This is a genomic window from Pseudomonas corrugata (genome assembly GCF_001269905.1).
Classification (GTDB): domain Bacteria; phylum Pseudomonadota; class Gammaproteobacteria; order Pseudomonadales; family Pseudomonadaceae; genus Aquipseudomonas; species Aquipseudomonas corrugata.
On record NZ_LHVK01000009.1, the window covers coordinates 538,184 to 558,604 of the forward strand.

The 20,421-nt window shown below is 60.8% G+C and carries 18 protein-coding genes; 10 read left to right on the forward strand and 8 right to left on the reverse strand.

All coding sequences use genetic code 11. The features are described from left to right. Positions 1-19 precede the first annotated feature (19 nt). Both AD665_RS16555 and AD665_RS16560 read left to right on the forward strand, forming a co-directional pair. The gene (locus tag AD665_RS16555) at positions 20-496 is read left to right on the forward strand and encodes an SRPBCC family protein (protein WP_024781206.1); all 477 of its coding nucleotides are present in this window, start codon (positions 20-22) and stop codon (positions 494-496) included. After that, positions 496-1,731, forward strand: a complete 1,236-nt coding sequence (locus AD665_RS16560) for an RNA polymerase sigma factor (protein WP_024781207.1) — start codon at positions 496-498, stop codon at positions 1,729-1,731. The genes AD665_RS16555 and AD665_RS16560 overlap by 1 nt, the downstream gene beginning before the upstream one ends. 226 nt (positions 1,732-1,957) lie before the next feature. Here AD665_RS16560 and AD665_RS16565 read toward each other — a convergent pair whose 3' ends face one another. The 5 genes from AD665_RS16565 to AD665_RS16585 all read right to left on the reverse strand — a co-directional run bounded on the left by AD665_RS16565 (position 1,958) and on the right by AD665_RS16585 (position 7,705). After that, positions 1,958-3,301, reverse strand: coding sequence for an imelysin family protein (locus AD665_RS16565; RefSeq protein ID WP_024781208.1), 1,344 nt, complete (start codon positions 3,299-3,301; stop codon positions 1,958-1,960). A 264-nt stretch (positions 3,302-3,565) separates the two neighbouring features. Continuing rightward, positions 3,566-5,617 carry a putative bifunctional diguanylate cyclase/phosphodiesterase gene (locus AD665_RS16570; protein WP_024781209.1) on the reverse strand — a complete coding sequence of 684 codons (2,052 nt, stop codon included), beginning with the start codon at positions 5,615-5,617 and terminating at the stop codon, positions 3,566-3,568. Between the two features lie 307 nt (positions 5,618-5,924). Then, positions 5,925-6,521 (reverse strand): superoxide dismutase, encoded by a 597-nt coding sequence (locus tag AD665_RS16575; RefSeq protein WP_024781210.1) that lies wholly within the window; start codon positions 6,519-6,521, stop codon positions 5,925-5,927. Positions 6,522-6,695: 174 nt separating this feature from the next. Then, positions 6,696-7,298: a LysE/ArgO family amino acid transporter gene (locus tag AD665_RS16580; protein ID WP_053192871.1), complete on the reverse strand. Its 603-nt coding sequence runs from the start codon at positions 7,296-7,298 to the stop codon at positions 6,696-6,698. Positions 7,299-7,303: 5 nt separating this feature from the next. Next, on the reverse strand, positions 7,304-7,705 hold the full coding sequence (locus tag AD665_RS16585; RefSeq protein ID WP_024781212.1) for an ACT domain-containing protein: 402 nt from the start codon (positions 7,703-7,705) through the stop codon (positions 7,304-7,306). A gap of 90 nt (positions 7,706-7,795) precedes the next feature. On the opposite strand from AD665_RS16585, the gene AD665_RS16590 reads away from it, so the two are divergent. The 3 genes from AD665_RS16590 (at position 7,796) to AD665_RS16600 (ending at position 10,746) form a co-directional block, all read left to right on the forward strand. Continuing rightward, complete coding sequence (locus AD665_RS16590; protein WP_024781213.1) at positions 7,796-8,695, forward strand: LysR family transcriptional regulator ArgP; 900 nt, start codon at positions 7,796-7,798, stop codon at positions 8,693-8,695. Between the two features lie 78 nt (positions 8,696-8,773). Beyond that, entirely contained in the window at positions 8,774-9,757 is a 984-nt protein-coding gene (locus AD665_RS16595; protein WP_033035242.1) for an NAD-dependent epimerase/dehydratase family protein, read from the forward strand. 107 nt (positions 9,758-9,864) lie between these two features. Then, the gene (locus tag AD665_RS16600) at positions 9,865-10,746 is read left to right on the forward strand and encodes a coiled-coil domain-containing protein (protein ID WP_024781214.1); all 882 of its coding nucleotides are present in this window, start codon (positions 9,865-9,867) and stop codon (positions 10,744-10,746) included. 352 nt (positions 10,747-11,098) lie between these two features. Here AD665_RS16600 and rapA read toward each other — a convergent pair whose 3' ends face one another. Further along, complete coding sequence (rapA, locus tag AD665_RS16605) at positions 11,099-13,945, reverse strand: RNA polymerase-associated protein RapA (RefSeq protein ID WP_024780239.1); 2,847 nt, start codon at positions 13,943-13,945, stop codon at positions 11,099-11,101. Positions 13,946-14,191: 246 nt separating this feature from the next. On the opposite strand from rapA, the gene AD665_RS16610 reads away from it, so the two are divergent. The 3 genes from AD665_RS16610 (at position 14,192) to ccoM (ending at position 15,052) form a co-directional block, all read left to right on the forward strand. Further along, positions 14,192-14,533 carry a hypothetical protein gene (locus tag AD665_RS16610; protein WP_024780240.1) on the forward strand — a complete coding sequence of 114 codons (342 nt, stop codon included), beginning with the start codon at positions 14,192-14,194 and terminating at the stop codon, positions 14,531-14,533. A 94-nt stretch (positions 14,534-14,627) separates the two neighbouring features. Further along, positions 14,628-14,789 carry a hypothetical protein gene (locus AD665_RS27610; RefSeq protein WP_167355728.1) on the forward strand — a complete coding sequence of 54 codons (162 nt, stop codon included), beginning with the start codon at positions 14,628-14,630 and terminating at the stop codon, positions 14,787-14,789. A 146-nt stretch (positions 14,790-14,935) separates the two neighbouring features. Further along, entirely contained in the window at positions 14,936-15,052 is a 117-nt protein-coding gene (ccoM, locus tag AD665_RS28020; protein ID WP_024780241.1) for a cytochrome c oxidase subunit CcoM, read from the forward strand. 197 nt (positions 15,053-15,249) lie between these two features. Here the strand turns inward: ccoM and AD665_RS16620 are convergent, their stop codons facing one another. Continuing rightward, positions 15,250-16,725, reverse strand: a complete 1,476-nt coding sequence (locus tag AD665_RS16620; RefSeq protein ID WP_024780242.1) for an inorganic phosphate transporter — start codon at positions 16,723-16,725, stop codon at positions 15,250-15,252. 357 nt (positions 16,726-17,082) lie between these two features. After that, entirely contained in the window at positions 17,083-17,283 is a 201-nt protein-coding gene (locus AD665_RS26980; RefSeq protein ID WP_080686273.1) for a hypothetical protein, read from the reverse strand. A gap of 563 nt (positions 17,284-17,846) precedes the next feature. Here AD665_RS26980 and pcaR point away from each other — a divergent pair. Together pcaR and pcaK are read left to right on the forward strand one after the other, a co-directional pair. Then, complete coding sequence (gene pcaR, locus AD665_RS16630; RefSeq protein ID WP_024780244.1) at positions 17,847-18,689, forward strand: pca regulon transcriptional regulator PcaR; 843 nt, start codon at positions 17,847-17,849, stop codon at positions 18,687-18,689. A gap of 142 nt (positions 18,690-18,831) precedes the next feature. Beyond that, positions 18,832-20,178 carry a 4-hydroxybenzoate transporter PcaK gene (gene pcaK / locus AD665_RS16635; RefSeq protein ID WP_053192848.1) on the forward strand — a complete coding sequence of 449 codons (1,347 nt, stop codon included), beginning with the start codon at positions 18,832-18,834 and terminating at the stop codon, positions 20,176-20,178. Positions 20,179-20,421: the final 243 nt, after the last annotated feature.

Consider the following 20,421-nt stretch of genomic DNA (forward strand, 5'->3'; position numbering starts at 1 on the left):
CACAAACAGGATTCGATTCATGAACTTCACACCTGCTGCTTTCGAGTTGTCCATCAGCCGGCTGATCGATGCCCCGCGCCAGAAGATCTTCCGTGCCTGGACCGAGCCGGCCCTGCTGGTCCAGTGGTGGGGCCCCCATGGCATGACCACGCCGGAATGCGAAATGGACCTGTGGGTCGGCGGTCAGTTTCGCACTCTGATGCGTGCGCCTGACGGCAGTGAGTACCCGACCATGGGGGTGTTCCTGGAAATTGTCGCCCCCCGGCGGCTGGTATTCACCGACGCGTTCATGCCCGGCTGGGTGCCCTCCGGCAAGGCCTTCATGACCGCTGAAGTGGTGCTTGAAGAGGAGGGCGGCAAAACCCGCTACACCGCTCGTGCCCTGCACTGGAACGAAGAGGATCGGCAGGCCCACGAGGCCATGGGTTTTCATGACGGCTGGGGGCAGAGCCTGGATCGGCTCGAAGCGCTGGTCACCCAAGGCATGCCTGACTGATGTCGGCCGATGCGGTCAAGGCGCGGGTCGAGCAGGTCTATCGGCAAGACTCGCGACGGATCCTGGCGACGCTGATTCGCTTGCTGGGGGATTTCGACCTGGCGGAAGAAGCCCTGCACGAAGCCTTTTTCATTGCGGTTGAGCGTTGGCAGCGTGACGGCGTACCGGACAACCCGAGGGCCTGGCTGGTGTCCGCCGGACGCTTCAAGGCAATTGACAGTTTGCGCAGGCGAGCGCGCTTCGCGGCGTCCCAGCCAATGCTGATCGCCCAACTCGAGGCCCTTGAGCAGGCTGACTGGAGCGACGAAGACGTGGAAGACGATCGTCTGCGGTTGATTTTCACCTGTTGCCACCCGGCCCTGGCGGCGGATGCCCAGGTGCCGCTGACGCTGCGGGAAGTCTGCGACCTGACCACCGAGGAAATCGCCCGTGCCTTCCTCGCTGCACCCGCGGCCATCGCCCAACGTATCGTGCGGGCCAAGGCGAAGATTCGCGACGCGAAAATTCCCTACCAGGTCCCGTCCCGTGGGGAACTGCCCGAGCGGTTGGACAGTGTGCTGCGAGTAATCTACCTGGTGTTCAACGAGGGTTACTCGGCTTCGATGGGCGCCGCGTTGACCCGAGAAGACCTGACCCGTGAAGCCATCCGCCTTGCACGCCTGTTGATGGAGTTGTTGCCTGAAGCCGAGGTCATGGGGTTGTTGGCGCTGATGCTGCTGCACGAATCCCGGCGGACGGCGCGCACGTCGGATACCGGTGAGTTGGTGTTGCTGGAAGAACAGGACCGTTCCTTGTGGGATGCACAACTGATTGCCGAAGGTTGTGCGTTGGTGGAAGCCGCGTTGAATACTCGCCGGTTCGGGCCTTATTGCCTGCAAGCGGCGATTGCCGCCGTGCACGCCGAAGCGCCCACCGCGCAGGAGACCGACTGGCCGCAAATCGTCGGGCTTTATGATGTGTTGCTGCGGGTGATGCCGTCACCGGTGATCGAACTCAATCGCGCCGTCGCCCTGGCCAAGCGCGACGGACCGCGGGCAGGGCTGCAATTGATCGAGGCGCTCCTGGGGCGTGGCGAGTTGCTCGATTATCATCTGGCCCACTCGGCACGGGCAGAATTCTGCCGGCAGTTGGGGCGAGTGGAAGAGGCGAGATCGGCTTATCGACGTGCGCTTGAATTGACACAGCAACTGCCGGAGCGACGGTTTCTCGAGGGGCGATTGGCGGCGTTGGCGTGATGTGATCTCAAAGACCCGCGGCGAGGTAATCTATCTGTGGCGAGGGGATTTATCCCCGTTGGATTGCGAAGCAATCCCACGCTTTGTGCAGCAGGCGCAGTCTGTTGACGAGCGCTTCGCACTCGAACGGGGATAAATCCCCTCGCCACAAGACAGTGTTCGGCTTTCGGTGGCGGCCATGAAAAAGGCGACCCGGAGGTCGCCTTTTTCATTCAGCCAGCGTTGATCAGAACTCGTGATCAGCGTTGTCCGGGTTCAGGTCGCTGATGCCCAGTTTGCCGGCAGCCTGTTCGATCGAACCGGTCTGCTTGACCAGGGCGGCGATGGCGTCGCGGACGATCTGGTTGCCGGCGGTGTTGCCGGCAGCGATCAACTGGTCGTAGTGCTCACCCTTGTTGGCGTGATCGACCATGACCTGGATCTTGGCTTCGGTATCGGCCAGGTCGGCCTTGAGCGCGGTATCCGCGGCCGGGTCGGCCTTGGCCACCAGGGACGACAGGCTGGCGCCGGTCATCTTGGTGCCGTCGACGCGGGTGTATTCGCCCAGGTACACGTTACGCACGCCCTTGGCATCGTAGAAGTGCGAGTTGTGGGTGTTGTCGCTGAAGCAGTCCTGCTCGTCTTCTGGCGAGTTGGCTTCCAGGGATACCTTCATGCGCTCGCCCGCCAGTTCACCAAGGGACAGGCTGCCCATGCCAAACAGCATCTTGCGCAGGCCGCTTTCGGCAGGTTCTGCTTCCAGGGTGGCGCGGTAGTTGTCGGCCACATTCGGTTTCCAATTACCGACCATTTCTTCCAGGTCGCTGACCAGCAACTGGGTCACGGATTTGAGGTAGGCACGACGACGGTCGTTGTGGCCGCCAGTGGCACCGGCGCCTTCCAGGTAATCGGAAGCCGGGCGGTTGCCGGCACCTGGGCCGGTACCGTTGAGGTCCTGGCCCCACAGCAGGAATTCGATAGCGTGGTAGCCGCTGGCGACGTTGGCCTCGGAACCACCCAGCTCATTCAGGCTGGCGAGTTTTTCCGGGGTGATGTCTTTCACATCGACCTTGTCTTCACCCACCTGGACTTCGGTGTTGGCGATGATGTTGGCGGTGGCGCCGGGGTTACCCAGCGCGTGCTCGTAGGATTTATCGACGTAGTCGATCAGGCCTTCGTCCAGGGGCCAGGCGTTCACTTGGCCTTCCCAGTCGTCGATGATGGTGTTGCCGAAGCGGAACACTTCACTCTGCAGGTAAGGCACGCGTGCGGCAACCCAGGCAGCCCGGGCGGCTTTCAGTGTGTCGGCGTTCGGCTTGGCGAGGAACGCGTCGACGGCGGTCTGCAGGGTTTTTGCGGTGGATTCGGCATCGCTGTAGACGGCATAGACCATCTCGGCGTAGTGCGCGACGACGGCCTTGGCGGCGGCTTCGTCAAGTTTGCCGGCGGCAGCGGGGGCGGCCGGTGCCGCGGTGCTGGCGGCAGGCGTTGGCGCTTGCGGCGCGGCAGCCTTGTCCTTGCCTTCGCCGCAGCCGGCGAGGGAAATGGCGATGGCCAGCAGACTGGCGGTAGCCAGGGGCATACGAATCATGGCAAACATCCTGCTTCGAAAATGGATGGGACTGGCGCGAGGGCGCAAAAGCTGCAACATAATGCGAAAGATTTGCATTATGTGTAAAGGGTTGCACCTGTAAATATTTCTTATTTAATGCACGCGGACGGGTAGGAGCTGCCGAGCGAAGCGAGGCTGCGATCTTTTCCCAGGCACTTGAATCCCAAGCGGAATCAAAAGATCGTCCGAACGCGGCCCGACCCTTCGCCAGCTTCTGCGGCCAAGCCTGCGATCTTGAAAGCGTCAGAGAATGGAGGCCTTGCTGCGCTGCGCCTGTTTCAGATAAGCGCCCAGCTCCCGTGCTGGCAGGGGTTTGCTGTAGTAGTAACCCTGCCCTTCATGGCAGCCCTCGGCGATGATGTAGGCTTCCTGCTCGACCGTCTCGACGCCTTCGGCGATCACCTGCATGCCGAGGCTTTTACCCAGCTGGATGATGGCGCGCACGATGGTCGCATCGTCTTCGTCATCGAGCAGGTCCTGAACGAAGCTCTTGTCGATCTTGATCTTGTCCAGCGGCAGGCTCTTGAGGTAACTCAGGGATGAATAGCCCGTCCCGAAGTCATCGATGGCAATCAACGCGCCGGAGCGGCGCAGGCTCAGCAAGTGCTGGGCAGCGGTGGTGATGTCTTCCATCAGGCCGGTTTCGGTGACTTCGAGCTCCAGGCTGCGAGGCGGCAACCGGTACATCTGCAGGAGGTTGTTCACCACCCTGGGCAGTTCGGCATGGTGCAGCTGCACCGTGGACAGGTTGACCGCCATGCGCAGATCGACGAACCCCTGGTCGTGCCATTCGCGCAACTGCTTGCAGGCCTGGTCCAGCACCCATTCGCCGATGGCAATGATGGTGCCGTTTTGCTCGGCCAGTGGAATGAACAGATCCGGCGGCACGAAGCCATGTTCGGGATGGTGCCAGCGAATCAGGGCTTCGGTGCCCACCACTCGCAAGTCGCGGTAGCTGATCTGCGGCTGGTAGACCAGGGTGAACTGTTCGCGAACCAGCGCCTCGCGCAAATCTTTCTCCAGCTCGCGACGGCGGCGCATTTCGCTGTCGACACTGGCGATGTAGAACTGGTAACGGTTGCGCGAGCGGGTCTTGGCCAGGGTCATGGTCTGCTCGGCTTTCTGCAACAGCTTCTCGGTGCTGTCGCCGTCCTCGGGGAACAGCGTGATGCCAATGGTGGCGCGCAGGCGGATTTCCTGGTCGTCGAGGGCGAAGGCTGCCTCCAGGTCGTCGAGAATGCTTTGCGACAGCTCGGCGGCCTCGTAAGGCTGCTCGATGTCGGCCTGGACCAGGGCGAACTGGTCGCCCCCCAGCCGTGCCAGCGCACCCAGGCGTCCGCTGTGGGCCCGCAGCCGGTCGGCCAGGGCCAGCAGCAGTTGGTCTCCGGTCTGGTAGCTGAACTGTTCGTTGATACTCTTGAAGTCGTCCAGTCCCACACACAGCACCGCCACCCGGCGTTGCAGGCGGCCGGCATCGACGAGGATCTTGTCCAGTTGCTGCTGTAGCTGTTGGCGGTTGGGCAGGCCGGTGAGGAAGTCGTACTGGGCCATCCGCAGCAGGCTGTTTTCCGCTTCGTGGCGCAGGTGTGTATTGCGCTCGATGGAGGCGAGCAACTGGTTGGCGGTGTTGATCCACAACCCCAGCTCGTTCTGTTCGTGGCCACGAAGCTGTGGAATCTTGTGGGCGCTGGGGCGATCGGGATTGATTTCCGTCAGGTGCTCGATGATCCGCGACAGCGGCTTGGTCAGCAGCCAGTGATAGACAAGGTACAACACCAGGCCCATTGCCAGGGCCCGCAACATGCCGGAGATGAAAATGATCACGGAGTTGATGATGAAACTCTGGCCGTAGGTGGAGGTGTCCAGGGTGATGCTCAGGTCGCCGTAATACTCGCTGTAGGGGCCGCGGCCAACCAACTGCGTGGTGAAGGTGCGTTCCTTGCCCAGGATCAGGTCGGTCAGCCAGCGGCTTTCGGAGTGCTGCAAAGGCCGGGTCTTTTCGGCAAGCATGGTTTCGTGAGGGTGACCGATGGAGGCCATGCGGACGGCCTCGTCCTGGAATAGCCCTTCGATCACTTGCATGCCCATTTCCCGGTCGAGGCTATAGACGGCCTGGGTCGAGGGATCGCGAAACATATCGAGAATGCGCTGGGCATCGTTGGCGACGGCCCGGTTGGTTTTATAGGCATCGAAAACGATCTGGGCACAGCTCAAAATCAGGCCAACGATCAATGCCGAGAGGAGCACGACCCGGAGCAACTTCACAGACAAGCTGTTCTTGAGTTCCAGCTTCAAAGAGGGATTCCTTGTACCGTGCGGGTAGCGTCAAGTTGCCATGAGTATTGGCAATCCTGTGATGTCAGTCAAAGGGACAATCAAACACAAGGGATTTTGCCTGGGACATGGCCAATATGCGGTTTTTCCAGAGTGATTGCTCTACAGTCATTGTGTCGGTTGCAGAGGCTCGCAACTTGAGGCCCCGAAGGAATTTTTGTTCGGATTCAGACGTGAGGTCATCCACTCGAAAGCGGAGTGCAATGTGTGCCGGGCAAAAAAAACCCGGCAAGGTGCCGGGTTCTTTTGTCGGGCATCGGATCGAAGCTTAGGCGGTGAAAGCCTTGCCTTCGAACTGCTCGGCCACGAATTTCCAGTTGACCAGGTTCCAGAACGCTTCGACGTATTTCGGGCGAAGGTTACGGTAGTCAATGTAGTAGGCGTGTTCCCAGACGTCGCAGGTCAGCAGCGGGGTGTCGCCGCTGGTCAGCGGGTTGCCGGCGCCGATGGTGCTGGCCAGGGCCAGGGAGCCGTCGGCCTTTTTCACCAGCCAGCCCCAGCCGGAACCGAAGGTGCCGATCGAGGTCTTGCTGAACTCTTCCTTGAACTTGTCGAACGAACCGAAGGCCTTGTTGATGGCTTCGGCCAGTGCGCCGGTAGGTTGACCGCCGGCGTTAGGCGCCAGGCAGTTCCAGTAGAAGGTGTGGTTCCAGACCTGAGCGGCGTTGTTGAAGATGCCGCCCGAGGAAGTCTTGACGATTTCTTCCAGGGTCTTGCCTTCGAACTCGGTGCCAGGCACCAGGTTGTTCAGGTTCACGACGTAGGTGTTGTGGTGCTTGTCGTGGTGAAATTCCAGAGTCTCTTTGGAGATGTGCGGCTGCAGTGCATCGTGTGCGTAGGGCAGCGGCGGCAATTCGAAAGCCATGGTGATTCTCCTAATCAGGTCAGTTGCGGTGAGCGCAAGGCCGATCACGGGCGGCCGGACTAGCGCCGGGGAGTTTGTACTCTTTGCGGCGCAGGGTCGGATCATAGCACCGGGGGTGCGGCATAACCACGCAACAACTGTGTGGGATAGAGGTTCCAGAGCGGTTTTGAATAATCAGCCCATGACGATCAACTGCACCGCCACGGTGAACATCATCACCGCCACCAGCAGGTCGAGGATCCGCCAGGTGCTCGGACGAGCCAGCCAGGGAGCCAGCCACGCAGCACCGAAGGCCAGGGTGAAGAACCACAACAGCGAGGCGCTGGCGGCGCCCACGACATAGGCCCCGGGCACGCTCTGCTGGGCACCGAGGGAGCCGATCAGCAGCACGGTGTCGAGGTAGACGTGAGGGTTGAGCAGCGTGACTGCCAGCGCACTGAGCAATACCGCCCGCAGTGAGCGCACGGCCTGTTTTTCACCCTGTTTCAGGCTCTGCTTCGAACAGGCCCGGCGCAAGGCGAGGCTGCCATACCAGAACAGGAACGCCGCCCCTCCCCAGCGGGCAATCGAGAGCAACAACGGGCTCTGGGCCAACAGCGTAGCCAGCCCGAATACTCCGGCCATGACCAGCAGCGCATCGCAGGTAACGCACAGCGCAGCCACGGGCAAATGATGCTCGCGGCGAAGACTCTGGGCCAGCACAAACGCGTTCTGGGCGCCGATAGCCATGATCAGCCCAAGGGCCACCAGCAGCCCGTTCACATAACTCTGCCACATGATCATCACTCCCCGTTCGCGGCCAGTTGTTCGAGCACAGCCATGGCCTGTTCCGCATCGTCCCGGCCGACGAACAAGTGGTCGTGGTAGAAACCTGCGATCACGTTGCAACTGATACCGGCATCTCCCAATGCCGTGGCGAACGCGGCGGTCAGGCCAACGGCCTGCAAGGCCGAATGCACCTCAAGGGTGATCCAGGCGGCGATATAGTCGAAGTCCAGCTCGGCCTTTTGCGCCTGGGATTTTTCCAGGATCACCGTCAGTCCCTCTCGTTCGAGAAAGCTGCCGACGATTGCGATGTCCGCCGGTATCCGGCCGTCGGGCAGGCTACAGAACACGTATTCGCCCTGGTTGAGCTGTGGGCTCATGCTGCGCAGCAGAGTGTTCAATGATGTTTCGCCAGACATGGCTCGCTCCTTGAAGTGAATGCTGGCCATTCTCCGGTCGCAAGCTGTATAAGAAAAACAAATATTGCTGATTGCTCATTAGGAACACTGATGTTCGATTACAAATTGCTGGCTGCGCTGGCTGCCGTGGTGGAGCAGGCCGGCTTTGAGCGCGCCGCCCAAGTACTGGGTTTATCCCAATCGGCCATTTCCCAGCGGATCAAACTGTTGGAGGCGCGCGTCGGCCAACCTGTACTGGTACGCGCCACACCGCCGGCTCCCACCGAGATCGGTCGCCGTTTGCTCAACCATGTGCAGCAGGTACGCTTGCTGGAGCGTGATCTGCAAAGCCTGGTGCCGGCGCTGGATGAAGAGGGGCTGCCCGAACGTCTGCGCATCGCCCTGAATGCCGACAGCCTGGCGACCTGGTGGGCGGCAGCCGTGGGCGATTTCTGCGCTGAACATCACCTGTTGATGGACTTGGTGGTCGAGGACCAGAACGTTGGCCTCAAGCGCATGCGCGCCGGTGAAGTGGCGGCGTGTGTCTGTGCAAGCGAACGCCCGGTGGCTGGGGCCCGCAGCGTCTTGCTGGGAGCCATGCGCTACCGGGCGGTGGCGAGTCCGGACTTCATCGCCCGGCACTTCCCTGACGGCGTACGCGCCGATCAATTGGCTCGCACGCCGGCCCTGGTGTTCGGCCCGGATGATTTCCTGCAGCACCGCTACCTTGCTTCCCTCGGCGTCGAAGGTGGTTTCGAGCACCATCTATGTCCGTCCTCCGAAGGTTTCCTGCGCCTGGCCGAAGCGGGGCTTGGCTGGGGGTTGGTCCCGGAACTGCAGATGCGCGAACAACTGGCGCGTGGTGTGCTGGTGGAGTTGCTGGCAGATAAACCGATCGATGTGCCGTTGTACTGGCATCATTGGCGTAATGGTGGGCAGTTGCTCGGGGTGTTGACCGATCAATTGATTCACTGCTCGAAGCGCTGGCTGGTGCCTTGGGGACCGCAATGAGCGTCAAGCCGCAAGCGGCGTACAGATTAATTGGCCGTGGCGGCTCGATGCCCGCCACTGCACGGGTTGGGAGCATTCATGAAAATTCTGGTTACCGGCGCAAGCGGCTTCATCGGCGGGCGCTTTGCGCGTTTCGCCCTGGAGCAGGGCCTGGATGTACGGGTCAACGGACGCCGGGCCGAGAGTGTGGAGCACCTGGTGCGTCGCGGTGCGCAATTCGTCCCGGGGGATCTGAGTGATCCGCTGTTGGCCCGTGATCTGTGCCTGGACGTCGACGCCGTGGTGCACTGCGCCGGTTCCGTGGGGTTGTGGGGCCGCTATCAGGATTTTCACCAGGGTAATGTCCAGCTCACGGAAAACGTTGTCGAGGCCTGCCTCAAGCAAAAGGTCCGGCGCCTGGTGCATCTGTCGTCACCCTCGATCTATTTTGATGGCCGCGACCACATCGGACTGACCGAAGAGCAGGTACCCAAGCGCTTCAGGCATCCCTATGCCGCCACCAAATACCTGGCTGAGCAGAAAGTCTTCGGCGCCCAGGAGTTTGGCCTTGAAGTGCTGGCCCTGCGGCCTCGCTTCGTGACCGGGGCCGGCGACATGAGCATCTTCCCGCGGTTGTTGAACATGCAGCGCAAGGGGCGGTTGGCGATTGTTGGCAATGGTTTGAACAAGGTGGATTTTACCAGCGTGCACAACCTCAACGAGGCGCTGCTCAGCAGTCTGTTGGCCACCGGTTCAGCCTTGGGCAAGGCCTACAACATCAGCAACGGGGCGCCGGTTCCGCTGTGGGACGTGGTCAACTATGTAATGCGGCAGATGGACGTCCCACAGGTCAGGCGTTACCGTTCCTACGGGTTGGCCTACAGCATTGCAGCGCTGAACGAAGGGGCCTGCAAATTGTGGCCGGGCCGTCCCGAGCCGACGCTGTCGCGCCTGGGCATGCAGGTCATGAACAAAAATTTCACCCTCGACATCAGCCGGGCCCGGCATTATCTCGGTTACGATCCGCAGGTCAGCCTGTGGGCCGCCCTCGATGAATTCTGCACCTGGTGGAAAGCCCGCTGATCGGTCCGTCATGAACCGAGTGCCGGGTTCGGGGTCAATCGGTGCGGCGGGCGAGGGGGTTATACTCGCCGCATCAAGCCATTACTGGTTTTTCAAAGGTTGAATCCATGCCCACGCGTAATGATGAACACGACGACTTCGACGATGTACCGAGCCTGCGGATGCGTGCCGACGTCCCCGATGACGATGACTTCCTGCCCAACCGTCAGGCTCATGTGCAAGCGCGTCCGACACCCGTGATGGCCGCAAAGGTCAAGGGGCCCAGCACCGGGCCGCTATGGGCGCTGGTCGGCGCGTTGCTGTGTGCGTTCGGTTTCCTGGCCTGGTGGAGCTTCCAGCAGATTTCCCTGATGGAGCAGCAGTTGGTGGCGACCCAGGAGAGCTTCGCGCGGATCAGTGAGGACGCGGCGGGACGGTTGCAGGACATTTCCGGCAAGGTGGTAGCCGGTCAGTCCAATGTCATGAGCGACAGTGAAGCCTTGAAGCTGCAGGTCAAGCAGTTGGACAACAAGCTGCAAGACCAGGCTCGGCTTTTCGAAAGCAAGCTGCAAGAGCAATACAAGCAACAGCAGGCCACGTTCGGTCCATCCGCCGACCTGGACAAGGAGCTGGCCCAACTCATTGCCCAGGCCACTGAGCAGCAGAATACCAGCACTCAGTTGCAAGCTTCCAACAAGGAGCTTCAGGCCCAGGTCAAGGCACTGGCGGCGGAAGTGACCACCCTGAAGAACCAGGGTGAAGACGGCGTGCTCGATGCGCAGCTCAAGAGCATCGGTGCCGATATCACCGCCCTGAAAAGGAATAACCAGAACCCTGCCATCGAGCGCCTGGAGCAGGAGATGATGGTGCTCAAGAGCCAGCAGGATAATCGCTCGGGCGGCGGTACGGCCGAGTTCGATGCCTTCCGCGGCCAGGTCACCCGCAATATCAATACGCTGCAAGCGCAGATTCGCAACCTGCAACAGCAACTCAGCGCTCAGGGGCAGTGACGGGTTTTTTGGTGCTTGCTGTTCGGCGCAGTTCCCGCGGGATAAGCAGCATTTGTATACGCCGCAATCCCTGTGCGAGCGAGCCTGCTCCCACAGCGTTTCGGGGATGTTTGTGAAAGGTGTGCTCGGCGCACAAAAAAAGGCCCGCATCGCTGCGTAATGCCAGTCAGTTAAGCCACAAACCCGTGGGAGCAAAGCTTGCTCGCGATTGCGGTAGGTCAGTCAGCAACAATGTTGACGGGTCCATCGCTATCGCGAGCAAGCTTTACTCCCACAGGCGTTGCGCCGTTTGATCCTTAACTGACTGGCATTACGCAGCGCTGCGGGCCTTTTTTTGTGTTGCCAGGGCTGATCAGCCCGCCACCAACACCCGGATCGCTTCCAGGCGCAGCGCAGCCTTTTCCAGCATCGCCAGGCCTTGTTCGCGCTGTTTGCGCAGGGCCACCAGCTCGCTGTCGCGCACGGTCGGATTGACGGCTTGCAGGGCGGTCAGACGGGCCAGCTCTTCGTCAGTATCGGCGGCCAGGCGACGTTGTGCCTCGGCCACGCGCTCGGCGTGCCGTGGGGCAATCTTCTCTTCACCGGCATTGATGCGCGGCGTGAGTTGGTCACGCTGGGCCTGGATGAACTTGTTGGCGCTGGCGCGAGGCACGCTTTCGAGCTGGTCGTTCAATGTCTCGAACGAAACCCGGGCCGCCAGGTCGTTACCGTTGCTGTCCAGCAGGCAGCGCAGGGCGGCCGGTGGCAGGTAGCGGCCCAGTTGCAGCGAGCGTGGGGCCACCACTTCACTGACGTAAAGCAGTTCCAGCAGCACGGTGCCGGGCTTGAGGGCCTTGTTCTTGATCAGCGCCACGGCCGTATTGCCCATGGAGCCGGACAGCACCAGGTCCATGCCGCCTTGCACCATCGGGTGTTCCCAGGTGATGAACTGCATGTCCTCGCGCGATAGCGCCTGGTTACGGTCGTAGGTGATGGTCACGCCTTCGTCGTCGCCAAGCGGGAAGCTGGCATCGAGCATTTTTTCGCTCGGCTTGAGAATCAGCGCGTTGTCCGAATGGTCCTCGCTGTCGATGCCGAACGCGTCGAACAGGGTTTCCATGTAGATTGGCAGGGCGAACTGGTCGTCTTGCTCAAGAATGGCTTCCACCAGTGCGTCACCTTCACCGGCGCCGCCCGAGTTGAGTTCCAGCAAACGGTCGCGACCGGTGTGCAGCTCGGTCTCCAGACGCTCGCGTTCGGCGCGTGCCTCGTCGATCAGCGCTTGCCACTGGCCATCGTCTGCCTCTTCCAGCAAGGGCAGCAGGCGCGGGCCGAATTGATGCTGCAAGGCGTTGCCGGTCGGGCAGGTGTTGAGGAATGCGTTCAGCGCCTCGTGGTACCACTGGTACAGCCGCTCTTGCGGGCTGGTTTCCAGGTACGGCACGTGCAACTCGATGGTGTGCTTCTGGCCGATCCGGTCCAGCCGGCCGATTCGCTGTTCCAGCAGGTCCGGGTGAGAAGGCAGGTCGAACAGCACCAGGTGATGAGCGAACTGGAAGTTGCGTCCTTCACTGCCGATTTCCGAGCAGATCAGCACTTGCGCGCCAAACTCTTCGTCGGCGAAGTACGCGGCGGCACGGTCGCGCTCGAGGATGTTCATGCCTTCGTGGAATACCGTGGCCGGGATGCCGGAGCGCACGCGCAAGGCATCTTCCAGGTCCATGGCGGTTTCGGCATGGGCACAGATCACCAGTACCTTGGTGCGCTTGAGCATTTTCAGTTGGTCGATCAGCCACTCGACGCGTGGGTCGAATTTCCACCAGCGTTCTTCTTCGCTGGCATCCGGTTGGGCCTGGAAGCTGACTTCCGGGTACAGCTCGGCGTGATCGCCCAGCGGCAGCTCGAGGTATTCGTCCGGGCACGGCAGCGGATAAGCGTGCAGTTTACGCTCCGGGAAGCCCTGTACGGCGGCCCGGGTATTGCGAAACAGCACACGGCCGGTGCCGTGACGGTCCAGCAATTCGCGGACCAGGCGGGCGCTGGCTTCGACGTCGCCATCGTTGACGGCGGTCAGCAGCGCTTCGCCTTCGTTGCCCAGGAAACCGTGGATGGTCTTGTGGGCTTCGGGCGAGAGGCGGCCCTTGTCCAGCAGCTCTTGCACAGCCTCGGCCACGGGGCGGTAATTTTCGCTTTCGGCGCGGAAGGCCTTGAGGTCATGGAAGCGGTTCGGGTCCAGCAGGCGCAGGCGGGCGAAGTGGCTGTCCTGGCCCAACTGTTCCGGCGTCGCGGTCAGCAGCAATACGCCGGGGATCGTCTCGGCAAGCTGTTCGACCAGCGCGTATTGCGGACTGACCTGATCCTCGTGCCACACCAGGTGATGGGCTTCGTCGACCACCATCAGGTCCCAGCCGGCGGCGAACAGCGCGTCCTGGGCCTTCTCGTCGTCCACCAGCCATTCCAGCGCCACCAGCGCCAGTTGCGTATCTTCGAACGGGTTGCTCGCATCGCTTTCGATGAAGCGTTCCTCATCGAACAGGGCGACTTGCAGGTTGAAGCGCCGGCGCATTTCCACCAGCCACTGGTGCTGAAGGTTTTCCGGGACCAGTATCAGTACGCGGCTGGCGCGCCCGGACAGCAGCTGGCGATGAATGACCAGACCGGCCTCGATGGTCTTGCCCAACCCCACTTCGTCCGCCAGCAATACCCTGGGTGCAATGCGGTCGGCCACTTCCCGGGCGATGTGCAACTGGTGGGCGATGGGCTGGGCCCGAACGCCACCCAGGCCCCAGAGCGGGGACTGCAATTGGCGGCTGGTGTGTTCCAGGGTGTGATAGCGCAGGGAGAACCAGGCCAGCGGGTCGATCTGGCCGGCGAACAGACGGTCGCTGGCCAGGCGGAACTGGATGAAGTTCGACAGCTGGGTTTCCGGCAGGGTGACGACTTCGTTCTGTCCGTTAAGGCCGTGATAGACCAGCAGCCCGTCGACATCATCGACTTCGCGCACGGTCATTTTCCAACCTTCGAAGTGAGTGATCACGTCGCCCGGCGAAAACCGTACACGTGTAAGAGGCGCATTCCGTAGCGCGTACTGGCGAGTATCGCCAGTGGCCGGGTAGAGCACGGTCAACAAGCGGCCGTCCTGTGCCAGAACGGTGCCTAAACCCAGCTCGGCTTCGCTGTCACTGATCCAGCGTTGCCCCGGTTGATACTGCTGCGCCATGCTGCCTGACTCCCGCCTTGAAAAAGCCGATTATCTTAACGGAATGATCCTCCAGACCAAAGAAATTACGCACGCAACGGGCTGTTATGGCGGCTGATCCTTCGACTGGTCTGATGGAACTTCAGCGGGTTTGGCGATCAAACAGGCTTGTACCTGCCGTGCGTAATGCCAACCGGGTCACAAGTTTCGGACCAGCGGTTCAAGCCGCCTGCGCCGCAGCCGATAGCCTGATGACAGGAGATTTCTATGTTGCTACCCACGCTCCCTTTGAGCGCCGTCCCCATCACTGCACAACAGGATCCAGTCCGCCAGCGACCGGACATCCCGCCCGTGGCCCCGGTACAGCAGACCTCCAGTGAAAGCACCATTGACCTGCAAAAGCGCGATCCTGAAGAGGCTGCGCTGTTGCTGCGCGAGGAGCAGCGTCGCCAGCAGGAGCGTGAAAGGCGCCGTCGCGAGGCCGATGAGGACCCCGAGGAACACCTGGCCATACCGGGAACCGAGCTCAACGCCGATAACACCGTGCCGGTGAAACCTCTGATAGACGATGAGGCGCGCCAGGGCCTGTGGGTCGATATCCAGATCTGATTTTCGGTATTTGTCTACGCGCGCAGGCTGGTCAACGCTGCCAACAGCCCCCATCATGAGCACATTCGCACTCACTGCATGATGCCGACACGCCATGAGCCAAGACGACAAACTGATTGACCTGAATACTGAGCGCGCCAAGCGTGTTCACGACCTCAACGAAAAGCGCCTCAATGAAGTCCGCCAGGCGTTCGAGCAGGCGATGCCTCTGGGCAAAGCCAAAAAAAAGCCGAAGAGCAAACCGAAAAAGCGTTGATGCACCCCCCGATCCATTGATGTAGATCAGTTATTTCCCTTCCTTTTCGCTCGGTCCCGAGCGTTATTGACCCCGGTCAATGTTCATCCCTGCTCGAATGGTTAACTTGGCTCCAACACAACAGGGGCAGGACCAGGAGGCCAATCATGTTTTTCGACAATGTGGTGTTTGCTGGAATGTTGACGGTCGGCTTCATGTTGGTATTTTTCGCCGTTTTTGGATTATTCATCTGGAGAGACGCACACAAGCGCAAAAAACCGTAGGTCTTTCCGGCTGTAACGAGCACGCAAGGCATTTTGGGCGACTTCGGTCGCCCTTTTTTTGTGCCAGATTCTTGCCCACACACCAAAGCCCTGTTCGAGCCTGTGGGAGCAAAGCTTGCTCCCACAGGGGCTGGTATTCCGGGCATAAAAAAAGGTGCGATCCGCAAGGATCGCACCTTTTTTGTGAGCCGCTGGAATCAGCTGCCCAAGGCCTTGGAAGCCAGCCAGAACAACCCGGCCGACAGCGCCACCGTCGCCGGCAGGGTCAGCACCCAGGCCAGCAGGATGTTACGGACTGTGCCGCCTTGCAAGCCGCTCTTGCTGGCGATCATGGTACCGGCCACGCCGGAAGACAGCACGTGGGTGGTGGATACCGGCAGGCTGAAGACGTTGGCCAGGCCGATCATGCTCGCGGTAGTGATCTGCGCCGACATGCCTTGGGCGTAGGTCATGCCCTGCTTGCCGATTTTCTCGCCGATGGTCAGTACCACACGCTTCCAGCCCACCATGGTACCCAGGCCCAGTGCCAGGGCGACGGCCAGGATCACCCAGAACGGAGCGTACTCGGTGGTGGCGGTCAGATCCTTGCGGAGTTTGTTCAGATCGTCTTTTTCGCGGGCTGACAGGTTTGGCAACTTGCCGACCTTTTTGGCCGTGTCGTCCAGGCAGAGCAGGTAGCGACGAATCTCGATGCGGCTTTCCGACGGCAGCGAGTGATAGTCGGCAACACCTTTAAGGGTATCGAGCAGCGCATTGATGGTGGGTTCGGTCTGCTGCGGGTTGCAACGGAATTTCTCCGGCAGGTCGCCTGGCACGCTTTTGCCCAGCGCCAGGTATTCGCCCAGGGATTCGCTGTTGCGCTGGTAGAACTGGCTCAGGTGCAGGGTCGCATCACGGGTGCGCTCGATCTGGTAGGTGGTGCTGCTCAGGTCGAGTACGAATTGCGCAGGCACAATGCCGATCAGCACCAGCATGATGAGGCCGATACCTTTCTGACCATCGTTGGAGCCGTGGACGAAGCTGACGGCCATGGCCGAAATCACCAGCACCAGGCGGTTCCAGAACGGAGGATGCTTCTTGTCGTCGACTTTGCGACGTTGTTCCGGTGTCTTGTGCATCTTCGACAGCGGACGCCACCATTTCAGGCCAATCAGCACAACGGCCGCAACCAGGAAGCCGGCCATGGGCGAGAACACCAGAGAGGCGCCGATATCGATCGCCTTCTGCCAGTTGACTCCGTCGCCCAACGGGATGTCGTTGATCAACGCGTTGGCCAGGCCCACGCCGAGGATCGAACCAATCAAGGTATGGGAGCTGGATGCCGGGATACCGAAGTACCAGGTGCCCAGGTTCCAGGTGATGGCCGCTGCAAGCAGCGAAAACACCATCGCCAGCCCGTGTCCGGTGTTCACGTTGATCAGCAGTTCCACCGGCAACAGGTGAACGATGGCATACGCCACGCCCACGCCGCCCAGTAGCACGCCGAGGAAGTTGAACACACCGGAAAAGAACACCGCCAGGTGCGGCGGCATTGCTTTGGTGTAGATAACAGTGGCAACCGCGTTAGCGGTGTCATGAAAGCCGTTGATGAACTCGAACGCGAGGACAAAAGCCAGGGCGAGCAAGAGGCTCACGAGCACCCAAGCATCCAGTCCGCTGAATAAATCGATCATGAAGGTTTTCTGACCCGGTCATAAGGGGGCGCGATTATGCCAGAAAACCTCGTTGATCGATGCATTGCCTGCTCATCGGTAACATTCTTCAATGAAATATTTTGTAGGAGCCCACCTGGAAGCAGCTATCCCAAGGGGCGCGCAACCCATTGATTCCGGGGGTTAAAGCCAGAAGGCAAGGGGCGTCTCGCAGCTGAGCAGGAGCCCTGGCAGTAGTATGAAATATCCGAAAAGAAGGGGGATCAGGGTTTCCTCCACCGTTTGGTGGAAGGAGAGGGGGCCCGCTCATGACGGGCGTCCAGCTACGGCGTCCGGCCTGGGTGATGACCGGATACCGTTTTCAAGGATGCAAGTGTGTCATCGCTCTTCAGGCCTGAGTTCCTTTTCCATTTTCTGAAGTTCCTGGGAAAAGGCCTGGTCCTGAACAGTGGCGCGTTTACGCCAGGGTTTGCGTTCCGGTTCAGGTTGTGCGGCGTAGGTGGTGACTTCCCCGCCGTAAACTTCCTTGTAACGTTGTTCCTGGCGCTCAAGTTCCGCGCGCAGTTCGTCTTTCGTCACAGTATTACCTAGCAAAGTGAAATTGAATCTGGTGATACGCACTGCATGTATCCACGCAGACGGCCACGGCACCAGAGCTGACAGCTGACGTAGCATCAGGGCTTCGTGTTGTTGCCAATACAGGGGAAGCGGCCATGGGGGCTTCAGGCACCTGAGGACGGAAGAGACCGATAGGCCGTACCGTCACTGCATTGCATTATAGCGGTCCACCCGAGGAACACTATCGGGAAATATTAAAAGGGCGGATTGTTGTGTGTACCCATGTTTGCATGTGCAACTTGTGGCAATTACGTTTCAAGCAATACCACTGGTGCCGATACCCTCGCGCCGTTCAAGGCGACAAGTTCAATATTGCAACTTCGTTGTTCAAAGTCAAATGCGCCTGACGCTGCTCTTCAAACATGTTTCGGATTTTTCGAGCGGTCGGACGACGCCCGGAGACGGTTTGGTCGATTGCGATTATCGGCCGAGGGTTCGATAATCGAACGGTCTTGAAGGGGCCGCTCTTGTTGTTCCTCAGGCCTCCGTTTGTAATAACCGTCACCGTCGGGGAAGCACCAGACATGAACGACCAATTGCGCAACGCCTTCTCTTCAGTCGCGCCACCGATTGTCGCCTCACCGGCCAAGCGGATCCAGGCCTTGACTGGCGATCCGGACTTCATGACGTCCCTGGCCCGCGGACTGGCCGTGGTCCAGGCCTTTCAGGAGCGCAAGCGACACCTGACCATTGCGCAGATCAGCCATCGCACCGAGATTCCTCGTGCCGCTGTCAGGCGGTGCCTGCATACGTTGATCAAACTTGGCTACGCCACCACCGACGGGCGTACTTATTCGCTGTTGCCCAAAGTATTGACTCTCGGTCACGCCTACCTGTCGTCGACGCCGCTGGCGGTTTCTGCCCAGCCATACCTGGATCGCATGAGCGAGCAGTTGCACGAGGCCTGCAACATGGCGACGCTTGAAGGCGACGACATTCTCTATATTGCCCGCTCGGCCACCACCCAGCGGCTGATTTCCGTGGACCTCTCCGTCGGTGGGCGCCTGCCGGCCTATTGCACCTCTATGGGCAGGATTCTCCTGGCGGCCCTGGATGACGCTTCGCTGCGTGACTACCTCGACCATGCCGATCTTCAAGCCAAGACCAGCCGGACGCTGCACACCCCCGAGGCGCTGCTCGAGTGCCTGCAGCAGGTGCGACTTCAGGGTTGGTGCATCGTCGACCAGGAGCTGGAGCAGGGCCTGCGGGCCATTGCCGTTCCGGTCTACGATGCTTCCGGCCAGGTAGTGGCGGCGCTGAATGTCAGTACCCATGCCGGGCGTGTCAGTCGCAGTGAGCTGGAGCAGCGCTTTCTGCCCAGTCTGTTGGGGGCCAGCAGGGACCTGAGCGCGCAGCTGTTTGCTTAAGCTGTTCGATAAACGCACAGAGACGTCTCGGGTGAATTGACGGTATTTATCCGGCCTCATTAATGTCGCGGCAGCGTCATCCGGCGCGATCGGGCCCGATCCGGTGATCGAGGAGCCCGGCACAATAATAATGAGAGATACGATGAACCAGCCCCAGACCTCCGTAGGCCATTGCCTCGACGTGCAGTCCTTCATCAATGCGCAACCCATTTCGCGCTATCAGTGGCGGGTGGTGATCCTCTGTTTTCTGATCGTCTTCCTCGATGGCCTCGACACAGCGGCCATGGGCTTCATTGCCCCGGCCCTGTCCCAGGATTGGGGAATCGACCGCGCCAGCCTCGGCCCGGTCATGAGCGCCGCGCTGATCGGCATGGTCTTCGGCGCGCTGGGCTCAGGGCCACTGGCTGACCGCTTCGGGCGCAAAGTCGTCCTGGTGGGCGCGGTCTTGCTGTTCGGTGCATTCAGCCTCGCGTCGGCCTACAGCGCCAATGTCGAACAATTGCTGGTGCTGCGCTTCCTGACGGGGCTGGGCTTGGGGGCGGGGATGCCGAACGCCACCACCTTGCTGTCGGAGTACACCCCGGAGCGCAAGAAATCCCTGCTGGTGACCAGCATGTTTTGCGGGTTCAACCTGGGGATGGCCGGCGGCGGCTTCATCTCTGCCAAATTGATACCGGCGTTCGGCTGGCACAGCTTGCTGCTGATCGGCGGGATCCTGCCACTGGTGTTGGCGGTGGTGCTGCTGTTCTGGCTGCCGGAGTCGGCGCGCTACCTGCTTGTGCGCAATCGTGGCGCCGACAAAGTACGCAAAGCCCTGGCGCCAATCGACCCGGCCACCATCGCCCAGGCGGCCAGCTTCAGTGTGCCCGAGCAGAAAACCGTGAAGGCTCGAAACGTGCTCGCGGTGATTTTCTCCGGCACCTACAGCGCCGGTACGGTGCTGCTGTGGCTGACCTATTTCATGGGCCTGGTGATCGTTTACCTGTTGACCAGTTGGCTGCCGACGCTGATGCGTGACAGTGGGGCGAGCATGGAGCAGGCCGCGTTCATCGGCGCACTGTTCCAGTTGGGTGGCGTCTTGAGCGCAGTGGGCGTGGGCTGGGCGATGGACCGGTTCAATCCCCACAAGGTCATCGGTTTTTTCTACCTGATGGCCGGGGTATTTGCCTACGCCGTAGGGCAGAGCCTGGGCAGCATCACCCTGCTTGCCACCCTGGTGCTGGTGGCCGGGATGTGTGTCAACGGCGCGCAATCGGCAATGCCCTCCCTGGCGGCACGCTTCTACCCGACCCAGGGGCGTGCCACGGGGGTGTCGTGGATGTTGGGTATCGGCCGGTTCGGCGCCATTCTCGGGGCCTGGATGGGCGCGACCCTGTTGGGCCTGGGCTGGAACTTCGAACAGGTACTGACCGCGCTGGTCATTCCCGCAGCGCTGGCGACCGCGGCGGTGGTGATCAAGGGCATGGTCAGTCATGCGGATGCGACCTGACTCGTAACCCGAGCACCTCACCCCGGTGGGAGCGAGCCTGCTCGCGATGGCGGTCTATCAGTAGCGAGCTTATTGCCTGCTACACCGCCATCGCGAGCAGGCTCGATACCCCCCGGAATTCGTTTGCCAAGTAAATCGATAGCCAAACAACAATCTGTTCGATAAACGAACACTCAGTCGATTATCGGATTGTTTGGTCTTTCCCCGCAGCTTAATCTTCAGTCACTCCGGCGCTGAACCTCG

Bases quoted from the DNA above. Each gene is read 5' to 3' on its own strand.
- AD665_RS16555 (WP_024781206.1), top strand. From the start codon at position 20: ATGAACTTCACACCTGCTGCTTTCGAGTTGTCCATCAGCCGGCTGATC.
- AD665_RS16560 (WP_024781207.1), top strand. From the start codon at position 496: ATGTCGGCCGATGCGGTCAAGGCGCGGGTCGAGCAGGTCTATCGGCAA.
- AD665_RS16565 (WP_024781208.1), bottom strand. From the start codon at position 3,301: ATGATTCGTATGCCCCTGGCTACCGCCAGTCTGCTGGCCATCGCCATT.
- AD665_RS16575 (WP_024781210.1), bottom strand. From the start codon at position 6,521: ATGGCTTTCGAATTGCCGCCGCTGCCCTACGCACACGATGCACTGCAG.
- AD665_RS16580 (WP_053192871.1), bottom strand. From the start codon at position 7,298: ATGTGGCAGAGTTATGTGAACGGGCTGCTGGTGGCCCTTGGGCTGATC.
- AD665_RS16585 (WP_024781212.1), bottom strand. From the start codon at position 7,705: ATGTCTGGCGAAACATCATTGAACACTCTGCTGCGCAGCATGAGCCCA.
- AD665_RS16590 (WP_024781213.1), top strand. From the start codon at position 7,796: ATGTTCGATTACAAATTGCTGGCTGCGCTGGCTGCCGTGGTGGAGCAG.
- AD665_RS16595 (WP_033035242.1), top strand. From the start codon at position 8,774: ATGAAAATTCTGGTTACCGGCGCAAGCGGCTTCATCGGCGGGCGCTTT.
- AD665_RS16600 (WP_024781214.1), top strand. From the start codon at position 9,865: ATGCCCACGCGTAATGATGAACACGACGACTTCGACGATGTACCGAGC.
- rapA (WP_024780239.1), bottom strand. From the start codon at position 13,945: ATGGCGCAGCAGTATCAACCGGGGCAACGCTGGATCAGTGACAGCGAA.
- AD665_RS16610 (WP_024780240.1), top strand. From the start codon at position 14,192: ATGTTGCTACCCACGCTCCCTTTGAGCGCCGTCCCCATCACTGCACAA.
- AD665_RS27610 (WP_167355728.1), top strand. From the start codon at position 14,628: ATGAGCCAAGACGACAAACTGATTGACCTGAATACTGAGCGCGCCAAG.
- ccoM (WP_024780241.1), top strand. From the start codon at position 14,936: ATGTTTTTCGACAATGTGGTGTTTGCTGGAATGTTGACGGTCGGCTTC.
- AD665_RS16620 (WP_024780242.1), bottom strand. From the start codon at position 16,725: ATGATCGATTTATTCAGCGGACTGGATGCTTGGGTGCTCGTGAGCCTC.
- pcaR (WP_024780244.1), top strand. From the start codon at position 17,847: ATGAACGACCAATTGCGCAACGCCTTCTCTTCAGTCGCGCCACCGATT.
- pcaK (WP_053192848.1), top strand. From the start codon at position 18,832: ATGAACCAGCCCCAGACCTCCGTAGGCCATTGCCTCGACGTGCAGTCC.